Source organism: Synechococcus sp. CC9605, from assembly GCF_000012625.1.
GTDB lineage: Bacteria > Cyanobacteriota > Cyanobacteriia > PCC-6307 > Cyanobiaceae > Parasynechococcus.
On record NC_007516.1, the window covers coordinates 716,769 to 728,618 of the forward strand.

10 protein-coding genes are annotated in these 11,850 nt (G+C 62.3%); all 10 read left to right on the forward strand.

Annotated features, from left to right (window positions below; genetic code table 11):
- Positions 1–57 precede the first annotated feature (57 nt).
- The 10 genes from SYNCC9605_RS03830 to SYNCC9605_RS03875 all read left to right on the forward strand — a co-directional run bounded on the left by SYNCC9605_RS03830 (position 58) and on the right by SYNCC9605_RS03875 (position 11,837).
- Positions 58–1,473 (forward strand): form I ribulose bisphosphate carboxylase large subunit, encoded by a 1,416-nt coding sequence (locus SYNCC9605_RS03830; protein WP_011363747.1) that lies wholly within the window; start codon positions 58–60, stop codon positions 1,471–1,473.
- 59 nt (positions 1,474–1,532) lie between these two features.
- Positions 1,533–1,874 (forward strand): ribulose bisphosphate carboxylase small subunit, encoded by a 342-nt coding sequence (locus SYNCC9605_RS03835; RefSeq protein WP_011363748.1) that lies wholly within the window; start codon positions 1,533–1,535, stop codon positions 1,872–1,874.
- A 101-nt stretch (positions 1,875–1,975) separates the two neighbouring features.
- Positions 1,976–4,336: a carboxysome assembly protein CsoS2 gene (locus tag SYNCC9605_RS03840; protein WP_011363749.1), complete on the forward strand. Its 2,361-nt coding sequence runs from the start codon at positions 1,976–1,978 to the stop codon at positions 4,334–4,336.
- A gap of 7 nt (positions 4,337–4,343) precedes the next feature.
- On the forward strand, positions 4,344–6,089 hold the full coding sequence (locus tag SYNCC9605_RS03845) for a carboxysome shell carbonic anhydrase (protein ID WP_011363750.1): 1,746 nt from the start codon (positions 4,344–4,346) through the stop codon (positions 6,087–6,089).
- A gap of 2 nt (positions 6,090–6,091) precedes the next feature.
- Positions 6,092–6,403 carry a carboxysome peptide A gene (locus SYNCC9605_RS03850; protein ID WP_011363751.1) on the forward strand — a complete coding sequence of 104 codons (312 nt, stop codon included), beginning with the start codon at positions 6,092–6,094 and terminating at the stop codon, positions 6,401–6,403.
- Positions 6,403–6,654 (forward strand): carboxysome peptide B, encoded by a 252-nt coding sequence (locus tag SYNCC9605_RS03855; RefSeq protein WP_011363752.1) that lies wholly within the window; start codon positions 6,403–6,405, stop codon positions 6,652–6,654. The genes SYNCC9605_RS03850 and SYNCC9605_RS03855 overlap by 1 nt, the downstream gene beginning before the upstream one ends.
- Before the next feature lie 53 nt (positions 6,655–6,707).
- Positions 6,708–7,244: a BMC domain-containing protein gene (locus tag SYNCC9605_RS15665; protein WP_011363753.1), complete on the forward strand. Its 537-nt coding sequence runs from the start codon at positions 6,708–6,710 to the stop codon at positions 7,242–7,244.
- A gap of 111 nt (positions 7,245–7,355) precedes the next feature.
- On the forward strand, positions 7,356–9,200 hold the full coding sequence (locus SYNCC9605_RS03865; protein ID WP_011363754.1) for an NAD(P)H-quinone oxidoreductase subunit F: 1,845 nt from the start codon (positions 7,356–7,358) through the stop codon (positions 9,198–9,200).
- Between the two features lie 10 nt (positions 9,201–9,210).
- Positions 9,211–10,701, forward strand: a complete 1,491-nt coding sequence (locus tag SYNCC9605_RS03870; RefSeq protein ID WP_011363755.1) for an NADH-quinone oxidoreductase subunit M — start codon at positions 9,211–9,213, stop codon at positions 10,699–10,701.
- Entirely contained in the window at positions 10,698–11,837 is a 1,140-nt protein-coding gene (locus tag SYNCC9605_RS03875; RefSeq protein WP_011363756.1) for a CO2 hydration protein, read from the forward strand. Before SYNCC9605_RS03870 ends, SYNCC9605_RS03875 begins: the two co-directional genes overlap by 4 nt.
- Positions 11,838–11,850 lie beyond the last annotated feature (13 nt).

The window sequence follows — 11,850 nt, forward strand, 5'->3', positions numbered from 1 at the left end:
CCTCTGACGAGGCACGCGCACGTCTCAACCTCTTCACCGACCTAACGGAGTTTTCCCATGAGCAAGAAGTACGACGCTGGGGTCAAGGAGTACAGGGATACCTACTGGACTCCTGATTACGTCCCCCTCGACACCGACCTGCTGGCCTGCTTCAAGTGCACCGGCCAAGAAGGTGTGCCCAAGGAAGAAGTTGCCGCTGCTGTGGCTGCTGAATCCTCCACCGGCACCTGGTCCACTGTGTGGTCCGAGCTCCTTACCGATCTCGACTTCTACAAAGGCCGTTGCTACCGCATCGAAGACGTCCCTGGTGACAAGGAGTCTTTCTATGCCTTCATCGCCTACCCCCTCGACCTGTTCGAAGAGGGTTCCATTACCAACGTTCTGACCTCCCTGGTCGGCAATGTGTTCGGTTTCAAGGCTCTGCGCCACCTCCGTCTGGAAGACATCCGCTTCCCGATGGCGTTCATCAAGAGCTGCTACGGCCCGCCGAACGGCATCCAGGTCGAGCGCGACCGGATGAACAAGTATGGCCGTCCTTTGCTTGGTTGCACCATCAAGCCGAAGCTCGGCCTGAGCGGTAAGAACTACGGCCGTGTTGTCTATGAATGCCTGCGTGGCGGTCTGGACTTCACCAAGGACGACGAGAACATCAACTCCCAGCCCTTCCAGCGTTGGCAGAACCGCTTCGAATTCGTTGCGGAAGCCATCAAGCTGTCCGAGCAGGAGACCGGCGAGCGCAAGGGTCACTACCTCAACGTGACTGCCAACACTCCCGAGGAGATGTACGAGCGCGCTGAGTTCGCCAAGGAACTCGGCATGCCGATCATCATGCACGACTTCATCACCGGTGGCTTCACGGCCAACACCGGTCTGTCGAAGTGGTGCCGCAAGAACGGCATGTTGCTGCACATCCACCGCGCCATGCACGCAGTGATCGACCGTCACCCCAAGCACGGCATCCACTTCCGCGTTCTCGCCAAGTGTCTGCGTCTGTCCGGTGGTGACCAGCTCCACACCGGCACCGTGGTCGGCAAGCTGGAAGGTGATCGTCAGACCACCCTCGGCTACATCGACCAGCTGCGCGAATCCTTCGTGCCCGAAGACCGCAGCCGCGGCAACTTCTTTGATCAGGACTGGGGTTCCATGCCTGGCGTGTTCGCCGTTGCTTCCGGCGGTATCCACGTGTGGCACATGCCCGCCCTGGTCACCATCTTCGGCGACGACTCCGTTCTTCAGTTCGGTGGTGGTACCCACGGTCACCCCTGGGGCTCCGCTGCAGGTGCTGCTGCCAACCGTGTGGCCCTCGAGGCCTGCGTCAAGGCACGCAACGCCGGCCGTCATCTCGAGAAAGAGAGCCGCGACATCCTCACGGAAGCCGCGAAGCACAGCCCTGAGCTGGCCATCGCCCTCGAGACCTGGAAGGAGATCAAGTTCGAGTTCGACACCGTCGACAAGCTCGACGTCCAGAACTGATCGTCTCAACGGCCGGTTGATGCAACCGGCCACCCCTTTTTCTTACACCCAGGATCCCCATGCCTTTCCAGAGCACCGTGGGTGACTATCAAACAGTCGCCACCCTGGAGACCTTCGGCTTCCTCCCGCCGATGACCCAGGACGAGATCTACGACCAGATCGCCTACATCATTGCCCAGGGTTGGAGCCCGCTCGTTGAGCACGTCCACCCCAGCAACTGCATGGCCACCTACTGGTCGTATTGGAAGCTCCCCTTCTTCGGTGAGAAGGATCTGAACGTCGTTGTCAGTGAGCTCGAGGCTTGCCACCGCGCATACCCCGACCATCACGTGCGCATCGTCGGTTACGACGCCTACACCCAGAGCCAGGGTGCCTGCTTCGTGGTTTTCGAAGGACGCTGATCCTTCTAACCCTTGGTTCCGAGCCCTGACCTGATCAGGGCTCCAGCTTTTTCCGGAGGGGCAAGTGCCCTTCCACCTCACGACGACATCCTCGGGCGGACATGGCAAGACTCTCCAGTCGCGAACTCGCACTTGAACGCCGCAAGGCGCTGACCACTTCTGGTAAGAAGTCCTCGGTAGCGGCTGGTGATGGCGCCAACCGTGTTCGCACCGTTGTTGATGCCCGTCCCACCCGCACCAACGCAGCCGCAGCTGCTGAGCCTGCCTCTGCACCTGCTACCCCCGCTGCTGTAGCTCCGCAGCGGACCACATCTTTCACAGCTGCTCCTGCAAACCGCAGCTCCCAGGTCAAGCCGCATCGCGATCCCAGCCGCGAATTGGTGCTCGCCCGTCGTGATGCCCTGTCCCGCCGCGGTAAGACCGCAGACACCAGCCGCGATCGCAACCGCGCTGATGTTGCCCGTCAAACCAAGGCCGCTGCTCCTGCAGCTGCACCCGCTGAAACCACCAAGAGCTGTGGCTGCGGTGGCAAGCGTGCCTATGAAAAGGCTTCCCTGAGTGCTCCGGCCCCCAAGCTTTCTGGTCGCACCGAACGCCGTTCGGCCACTCCCAAACGTCGTGCCATTGAGAACTCCAGCCGCGCGCTGGTGCTGGCCCGTCGTGAAGCCATGGCTAAGCACGGCAAAACTGCTGGCAAGCAACCCACCAGCGCAGCAGCCGTTGCCCGTCAGGCCAACCCTGACCTCACCAGCCGTGAGTTGGCCCAACAGGTGCGTGAGCTACGCACCAAGGCCGGCGCCCGCAACAAGCAAAGCGCTGGTGTGACTCGCCCCACCGGTCCCAACCGCCATGGCGCCAAGCAAGCCGCTGCCGCTGATGCCCACTGGAAGGTGGGTGAAAGCACCACCACAAGCGGCCAGACCGTGACCGGCACCCAGGCAAACCGCTCGGTGAAAACCACCGGCAACGAAGCCAGCACCTGCCGTTCGATCACCGGTACCGAGTACCTGGGCGCCGAAGTCTTCCAGACCTTCTGCCAGACCGCTCCCGCTGCCACCACTCCGGCCAAGGTGCGCGTCACCGCCACCAGCCACGGCAACCGCGTCACCGGCAATGAAGTCGGCCGTTCCGAAAAGGTCACCGGCGATGAGCCCGGCACTTGCAAGAGCGTGACCGGCACCGAGTACATCTCCGCCAACCAGTCCGCTGCCTATTGCGGTGGTGGCGTGACCCCCCCGCGCAAGGTGGGCCACAGCCTCACCGAACGGGGGCGTCCTGTGAGTGGCGTGATGGTGGGCCGCTCCGCCAGCGTCACTGGGGATGAAGTCGGTGCCAACCGCAGCCTCACCGGCGATCAGTACCTCGGCTCAGATCCCCTGCCCGAAGGTCGTCCTGCAGCCAAGGTGGGCCTTTCCGGAACCCTCTCCGGCACTGGCGTGACTGGCACCATGGTGGGCCGTTCGGCTCAGGTCACTGGAGATGAGTTTGGCTCCTGCCACCGCGTTACTGGTGACCAATACATCAGTGCCGAGCAGGTGAATGCCTTCTGTGGCTCCAAGCCCGAACCCGAAGCCGCCAAAGTTGGTTTCAGCGTCACCAACCGCAACCAGGTGGTGAGCGGCACCCGCACGGGTCGTTCGGAGAACGTGACGGGCGACGAGCCCGGCAGCTGCCAGGCCGTCACCGGCACCCCGTATGCAGGCCTTGAGCAGGCCGGCCAACACTGCGGAACCTCTGCAGTTCAGGCCATCCGTGAGCGCACACCAGTGCGTGTCGGCACCCCTTCCGCTGCCATGACCGGCATCCAACCCGGTGTGGGTGGTGTGATGACCGGCGACAAGCGTGGCGCTTGTGAAGCAGTCACCGGCACGCCCTACGTGGGTGCTGATCAGCTGGCCGCTGCCTGTGGTGCTGATGCTCCCGCTGGCACCGACACCCATGGCCAAGCCCCTGAGGGTGCTGCCTGGACCCGTTTCAGCGTGGTGTCTCCCGCCCGTGCTGCCCAGCAGCAACGTGAGGCCAATTCCGGTGTGACAGGCACGTCCTATGAGCAGGGGAATCGCATCACCGGCCCTTTTGACATGGCTGGCGGCAAGGTGACCGGTACGGAGCAGTTCCGCTTCGACAACCGCGAGTTCCAGAACCGTCAGCAGCGCCAGTTCCAGCCCACCGTGGCTGTGGTCAGCGAGCCTTCCGAGAAGCCTGCATCCCGGGTGACCGGCGAGGGCTCTTCCACCAAGATCACTGGTGACGACTGGGATCGTGGTGAGCACGTGACCGGTACTGAGGGTGCTTCGGCCCGCCGTCGTAACCCCAGCCGGCCCGGCCCGATGAGTGCAATGTCTCCCTTCGAGCGCAAGCGCAACGAAGAGACCGAATGGCCTGTGAGCCGCGTGACCGGTTCCAGCGGCAACACCGAGAAGGGTTCCCTGATCACCGTCTCCGGCGGCGCACGGGGCTGATTCATTGATGGTTCGCTCCAAGCCTCTCCGTGGCGGGCGACCTCAGGCCCCCTCGGCACCCACCCGTCGCCAGCTTCAACAGCTGGCTCCAAGCTCTGATTCCCTTCAGACCACGTCTGAAGTCGAGTCCTCCACCCGCAAGGCCGCTCTGGATCGCCGCCGTGCCCTCACCACCGCGGGCAAGGCCGCTCAACTCGGTGGCGGCTCGGTTGGTGGTGGTCGGATTCGCTCCCGCAAGGACGTTCAGCGCCCCGCTCCCTCTCAGCCAGGTTGGGTCCGCCGTGAGAAGGCAGCCACCAGGGCGGTTCCTTTCAATTTGAGCCGCAGCTCTCTGCCGATCACCCATCGGCGCCATCCGTTGACGGATGCAGCGGCGAATGCAGGTCTTCAGGCCTACGAGCAGGAGATCAAGGGCCGCTTTGATCGGATTGTTCCTTTGCTCCAGCAGGTATCAGCGCTTCAGCACGAAACCGATTTCATTCCCCAGGCCCAGCGTTTGTGCCGGGCCGAACTCGGCTTTGATCTGCCGGATCACATCATGCAGCGGGCCTGGGTTCGCCCCCTCGACATGCGCGCTCTGTTCGCCTGGTGCGTGTTCGAAAGCCACCGTCTATTCAGTGACCGGTTCTTCCAGGATGACCCCCTGGATGCCGGAACGGGCAGTGCTGCCTCCCGGGAGTTCGAACAGTTCTTGCTCGACTGCGGTGTTCATCTGCTCGACCTGACGCCCTGTGCCGATGGTCGCCTAGCCCACACCGTTGCCTATGCCCTGCGCATTCCCTTCAGCGCTGTGCGTCGCCGCTCTCACGCTGGCGCCATGTTCGACGTGGAGAACACGGTGAACCGCTGGGTCAAAACCGAGCATCGACGCTACCGCGAAAGTTCACCCAATCCCTCCACCGAACCGACCCGTTACCTGAAGGTGGTTACGTACCACTTCAGTTCCCTCGATCCCTCCCATCAGGGCTGCGCTGCCCATGGCAGCAACGACGAGTTGGCGGCAGCGGCGGGCCACCAACGCTTGCTCGACTTCCGTGAGTCGGTGGAAAACAGCTTCTGCTGCGGTGCCTCCGTTGATCTTCTCCTGATCGGTCTCGATACAGATACCGATGCGATCCGGGTGCACCCCCCAAGCCGTGACAGCGAAATGGTGCTCGACCGTTGGCTCTGTGCCAGGGAACTGCATGCCGCCACGGCATCGATGAGTGCCGATCAAGCCATGGCACAGATTGCTGAAGCCGTTGAGAGCTCGGCTCCTGGCCCCATGGATGCCGGGATGGTGTCGTTCCTGACCCGGTTGCTCGCCAATAACTTCTCCCAGATCGATTACGTGCAGGATCTGCACGGGGGCACCTACCCCGATGCCGGCCATGCAGAGCGTTTCATTGGCGTTGGCATCGGCTTCAAAGAGGTGCATCTGCGCAACCTCACCTATTTCGCCCACCTCGACACCGTCGAGGAGGGCGCCCCTGATCTCGATGTGGGCGTGAAAATTTTCAAGGGTCTGAATGTGTCCCGTGATCTGCCCATTCCAGTTGTGGTGCGTTTCGACTATTCCGGCCGTGTCCCGGGTGCTCGGGAACGGGCCATCGCCGATTGCCAACGTGTGAACCGTGCCATCGCCGATCGCTACGCAGCTCTCGTTGATGAGGGCCTGCTCCACACTTGTCTCACCATTCGCGACCGCAACCAGACGGCTCCGGCCGAGGTCGTCGGTTCCACGCTCGATCCGCAACTTCCGGAGGCTCACTGATCATGCTCATCGTCAAGGTCGTCAAGCCGCTCGTTTCCACCAACCGGATCCCCGATTTCGAGCACAAGCACCTCCAGGTGGTGCTGGATGGCAGCACCAAGAAGGTGGCCGTCGATGCGGTGGGTGCGAAACCTGGTGACTGGGTGATCTGCGTCAGCAGCTCGGCCGCCCGTGAAGCCGCCGGCAGCAAGTCGTATCCCAGTGACCTCACAATCGTGGGGATCATTGACCACTGGGAACCCGACCCCCCAAAGACCTCCGCTCCCTCTCCATCCCCGAGCCCCAGCAAACCCGCGGGAGGCAATGCCAGCTGATGGAGATCATGCAGGTGATGGGAACGCTGGTCTGCTCGTACCGGGTTGCCGGTCTGGATCACATGCACCTGCGCATTCTCAAGAACAACAAGGGCAAGAAGCTGGTGGCCGTTGACCCCGTGGGTGCCCGTGAGGGCAACTGGGTGTTCACCGCCAGCGGTTCGGCTGCCCGGCATGCCTGCCCTGACAACACCGTTCTCACCGATCTCACCATCGGCGGCATCATCGATTTCTGGAATCCGGACGGATAGGGATCCTTCATTTCCCTCCGCCGTTTCCGTTCCGCTTCCACACCTTTAAATCCATGGCCACTCCTTCCCCCGCCCCCCGTCGTCGCACCACCCGCAGCACCGCCGCGGCAAACAAGACCGTGGATGTGAAGCCTGTGGCCAGCACCCCTGCTCCCGCGTCGACTCCCGCCAAGGCAGCTCCTGCTTCAACCACCCGTCGCGCGTCCACCACAACGCGCCGCAGCAGCGCTTCCAACACTGGATCCGGCGGCGGCTCAGCCGTGACCAAGCCCGCTGCTACTCCTTCCCCCATCGTTCCCGGTGTGGCGCTGGGCATGATCGAAACCCGCGGCATGGTTCCTGCCATTGAGGCAGCCGATGCGATGACCAAGGCTGCTGAGGTGAGCCTGATCTGCCGTGAGTACGTGGGTGGTGGCTACGTCACGGTGATGGTGCGTGGCGAAACCGGTGCGGTGAATGCCGCTGTTCGTGCCGGTGCCGATGCCTGCGAGCGCGTGGGCGACGGCCTCGTAGCTGCTCACATCATTGCCCGTCCCCATAAAGAGGTGGAGCCGGTGTTGGCTGGCAGTGGTGCAGCTCGCCGCAGCTGACGGCATAAAAGCTGCCTCACAGCCGTTCACAAAGAGCCCTTTTGCTCGTGACCGGCTCCTAGATTCGCCGGCCAACCAGCGACCAGCTCGATCACCATCCCGCTTGCCGTTTTGACCCCGGAGCTTTCGCTTCCCATCCAGACCGCCTGGTTGATCCCGCTCTATGGGTTCATCGGGATGCTGGTTTCCCTTCCTTGGGCCTGTGGCTGGTTCCGCCGAGATGCCCATCGACCGGCGGCCTACCTCAACATCCTTCTCACCCTGCTGGCCTTCGCCCACGCAAGCCTGATCCTGCAGGAGGTGTACCAATCAGGGCCGGTGGATCTGGCCTTTCCCTGGCTCAGCGTGGCTGATCTGGAGCTGAATATCAGCTTCAGTCTCTCGCTCACCAACCTGGTGGCCCTGGAACTGATCACGGGCCTCAGCTTGCTGTCCCAGGTGTACTCCCTGGGCTACATGGATAAGGAATGGGCGTTGGCCCGCTTCTTTGCCCTGCTCGGTTTTTTTGAGGGTGCGATGAGTGGTGTTGTGCTCAGCGACTCCCTGTTCCAGAGCTATTTCCTGCTGGAGATGCTGACGCTATCCACCTATTTATTGGTGGGTTTCTGGTATGCCCAACCGCTGGTGGTCACAGCGGCCCGGGATGCCTTCCTCACCAAGCGCGTTGGTGATGTGCTGCTGCTGATGGGTGTGGTGGCGCTCTGCAGCTATTCCGGCGTGATGGGGTTCAACGACCTTTATGCCTGGGCCGCTCAAGACACCCTCTCTCCGCTGGCGGCAACGCTGTTGGGTTTGGGCCTGGTCGCTGGCCCAACGGGCAAATGTGCCCAGTTCCCCATGCACCTCTGGCTGGACGAAGCCATGGAGGGCCCGAATCCTGCTTCGATTCTGCGGAACTCGGTGGTGGTGACCTGCGGCGCCATCGTGCTGTTGAAGGTGATGCCCATCCTTCAGCTCTCGCCCATCGCCATCGGTGTGATGCTCGTGATCGGCAGCATCAGTGCGATCGGTGGCTCTTTGGTGGCCCTGGCTCAGGTGGACATCAAACGCACGCTGTCGTATTCCACAACGGCCCACATGGGCCTCGTCTTCATCGCCATTGCCCTGCAGATCCCTGTTCTGGCCTTGTTGCTGCTGTTCACCCATGCCGTGTCCAAGGCGCTGCTATCGATGAGCATTGGCGGTGTGATTGCCTCCACCAATTGTCAGGACATCACCGAGCTCGGGGGGTTGGGCAGCCGCATGCCGGCCACCACCACGGCGTTTCTTGTGGGAGGTGCTGGTCTGGTGGGCTTCCTGCCCCTGGGTGGCTTCTTGGCCCTGGCCCAGTCGATTGAACTGCTGAGCGTGCGCTCGGTGCCGTTCATGGCGGTCTTCCTTCTCACCAACGCACTCACCGCCATGGGTCTTGTGCGGGTGTACCGCCATGTGTTCATGGGGGATTCCCTGATCAAGTCCCGCCGGGCTGCCGAGGTGAACTGGCAGATGGCGTTCCCGATGGTGGCGCTCACCGTGATTGTGCTGATCACCCCGCTGCTGCTGGTGCGGCTTGAATCCCTCGATGGTTTGTTGGCCTTCCCCCTCTGGGCAGCAGCTCTGGTGGTGGGAAGCGGCCTTATTGGCCTGCTTGCTGGCGCCGTTCTCCCCCTGAGCAAGGCCTGGTCTCGCTCGTTGAATCCTCTGCTGCGCTGGTGGCAGGACCTGCTGTCTTTCGACTTTTACACCGAGCGCTTCTATCGCCTCACCATCGTCAACGTGGTGGCTGGTTTCTCTCGCCTGGCCTCCTGGTTCGACCGCAACGTGGTGGATGGTCTTCTCAATGGGGTGGCGCGCTTCTCCCTGGCCAGTGCCGACAGCCTCAAGCTCAGCGTCAGCGGCCAGAGCCAGTCGTACGTGTTGACGGTGCTTCTGGCCATCGTTCTTTTCCTCACCGCGGTGAGCTGGTTCCTCACCTGATCGCCCCGAGATGCTTCTTTCCCTCTTGCTTCTGATTCCCTTCCTCGGGGCTCTGGCTCTGATCCTCTGGCCAGGATCCCCGTCGAGTGCACGCCTGCGCGATGTGTCCATCGTGCTGCTGGTGGTGCAGTGCCTGGCGAGCTTTGCCCTGCTGCTGCCTTTCGATGCCGCCGATGCAGGTTTGCAGTTGGTGGAACAGGCTCGCTGGGTGCATGCCATCGGCCTGGATTACGCCTTGGCGCTGGATGGCCTGTCGTTGCCGCTAGTTTTGATGAACGGGGTTCTCTGCCTGGTGGCGGCCATCGCGTCGCGCACGATCGAAAACCGCCCCCGTGTCTACTTCGCCCTGTTGCTAGTGATTTCCGGAGCGGTGAATGGTGCCTTCCTGGCCCAGAACCTGCTGCTCTTCTTCCTGTTCTACGAACTGGAACTCATCCCCCTCTGGATGCTGATCGCTGTGTGGGGTGGTGCCAACCGGGCCTACGCAGCCACGAAGTTTCTGATCGTCACCGCCGTCTCAGGCGTGCTGATCCTGGGTGCCTTCCTTGGCATTGCCCTGGTCACCGGAACCATGGACTTCAGCCTGCGGCCGATCCTTGCCGGTGAACTTGGCATGACCGCCCAGCTGCTGCTGATGGGTGCTCTCTTGATCGGCTTTGGCATCAAGATCCCCCTCTTCCCTTTCCACACCTGGCTGCCGGATGCCCATACCGAGGCCTCCACACCGGTGTCGGTTCTTCTGGCAGGTGTGCTGCTCAAGCTGGGCACCTACGGACTGTTGCGTTTCTGTCTTGGCTTGTTCCCCGACGCCTGGCAGGTGGCTGCTCCCTGGCTGGCCGGCTGGGCAGCGATCTCGGTCCTTTACGGATCCCTTGCGGCGATTGCTCAGACCGACATGAAACGCATGGTGGCCTACAGCTCGGTGGGCCACATGGGTTACGTGCTGTTGGCCGCCGCCGCCGCCACGCCGCTCGGGTTGATGGGAGCCTTGTTCCAGATGGTGAGCCACGGCCTGATCTCCGGGGTGCTGTTCCTTGTAGTGGGTGTCGTTTATGCCAAGACCGGCACCCGCGACCTCAACGTGTTGCGTGGCCTGCTCAACCCCCAGCGCGGCCTTCCGCTCACCGGATCTCTGATGATCATCGGGGTGATGGCCAGTGCCGGAATTCCTGGCATGGCCGGCTTCATCTCCGAATTCCTGATTTTCCGCGGCAGCCTTCAGCCCTTCCCCCTGGCCACGCTGCTTTCCATGGTGGGATCAGGACTGACGGCGGTGTATTTCCTGCTGTTGGTGAACCGCGCCTTCTTCGGTCGCCTGGCGATTGCCCCCGGCGAGGTAGTGAATCCCCGTATCCTCAATCGCGTAGCGCTGCGGGAGCAAGTTCCGGCCATCGCCCTCAGCCTCGGTGTGCTGGTGCTTGGCCTTGCGCCGGAGCTGCTCTCGAACCTCAGTGAGGCGGCCACCACGGGCCTCAGCCTGATCACTGGAGATCTGTCATGACCCCGACAATCGCATCCCCCGTTCAACCTCCGGTGCTTCCCGATCAGGAGGAGTTGATCCGTTGTTTGCTCAGCGACACGCCGCTGCTCAAGGACACCCCCGACCATCTGCTGCAGGTGGTGAACGTGCTCGAGAGCTATGGCCTGGTTCTCGATGCCTACAGCAAGAACCTGGTGGATCAGGGTGAGCAGCAGATGCTCAACCCTTTCCCGGTGTTCCGCTTTTTCCACGAGGGGTTCAACCTCAAGCGCCTCTGGACCCATCTGATGGGGGATCGGATCAACTTCGAGTACGCCGAGTACTGCCAGAAGGCGATGTTCTGGCATGGCAGCGGCGGGCTGGATGCCTACCTCGATACGCCTGAATTCGCCGAGGCTTGCCAGCGGATCATCAAGCTCAAGTCGGCGCGCGACCCCCTACTGGCCCTGAACAATCGCCTCTATCCAGACTTCGCCCCGGAGGCCATCCGTTCGCTCACCACGATCTACTGCCTCGGTCTGTTCTGGCGGGTGATGAGCGACATCTTTGTTGACCTGGCCCGCCGCTATGCGATCAAGGAAGTCACCTGCGTCAACGATGTGGTGCATCACATCCGTGATGGTTTGGTAGCAGCGGCTGGAAGCCCGATTGAATACAAGGTGACGATCGGTGGTGAAGAGATCTGGGTCCTCCCCCCCGAGGCGGGTCTCACCTTTCTCGTGGATGTGGCGGTGCCCTACGTGGAGGCCGTGTTCTTCCGCGGCATGCCCTTCCTCGGCATGGTGTCCTACAACGCCCAAGCCCGCCAGATCTCGCCGGACATCAGTGATTTCAAGTACGGCGCCCTTTACGCCGATCCAATTCCCAGCATGGGTGCGGGCATTCCCCCAAGCCTCTGCATGCAGGACATGTACCGCCACCTGCCCGAGGAACTGAGCCTCTGGTACGACGACAACGGTCGTGGGCAGGCGGATGTGCACGTGCAGATCTGCGTCAGCTTCCAGAAGTCGATGTTCTGCGTCACCAATGCCGCCATCGCCGGCACGATGCCGCATCCGCTGGACACCGATGACCCTGAGCAGCAGGCCGCCAATCGGGCCTATGCCGAGGCCTGGTCTGGACGCTTGATGGGCTGCCAGCGGGTGGCGCTCCTCTAGGTTTCCAGCAGGT

Excerpts from the sequence above, each read along its gene's own strand:
- SYNCC9605_RS03830 (WP_011363747.1), top strand. The coding sequence starts at position 58 with ATGAGCAAGAAGTACGACGCTGGGGTCAAGGAGTACAGGGATACCTAC.
- SYNCC9605_RS03835 (WP_011363748.1), top strand. The coding sequence starts at position 1,533 with ATGCCTTTCCAGAGCACCGTGGGTGACTATCAAACAGTCGCCACCCTG.
- SYNCC9605_RS03840 (WP_011363749.1), top strand. The coding sequence starts at position 1,976 with ATGGCAAGACTCTCCAGTCGCGAACTCGCACTTGAACGCCGCAAGGCG.
- SYNCC9605_RS03845 (WP_011363750.1), top strand. The coding sequence starts at position 4,344 with ATGGTTCGCTCCAAGCCTCTCCGTGGCGGGCGACCTCAGGCCCCCTCG.
- SYNCC9605_RS03850 (WP_011363751.1), top strand. The coding sequence starts at position 6,092 with ATGCTCATCGTCAAGGTCGTCAAGCCGCTCGTTTCCACCAACCGGATC.
- SYNCC9605_RS03855 (WP_011363752.1), top strand. The coding sequence starts at position 6,403 with ATGGAGATCATGCAGGTGATGGGAACGCTGGTCTGCTCGTACCGGGTT.
- SYNCC9605_RS15665 (WP_011363753.1), top strand. The coding sequence starts at position 6,708 with ATGGCCACTCCTTCCCCCGCCCCCCGTCGTCGCACCACCCGCAGCACC.
- SYNCC9605_RS03870 (WP_011363755.1), top strand. The coding sequence starts at position 9,211 with ATGCTTCTTTCCCTCTTGCTTCTGATTCCCTTCCTCGGGGCTCTGGCT.
- SYNCC9605_RS03875 (WP_011363756.1), top strand. The coding sequence starts at position 10,698 with ATGACCCCGACAATCGCATCCCCCGTTCAACCTCCGGTGCTTCCCGAT.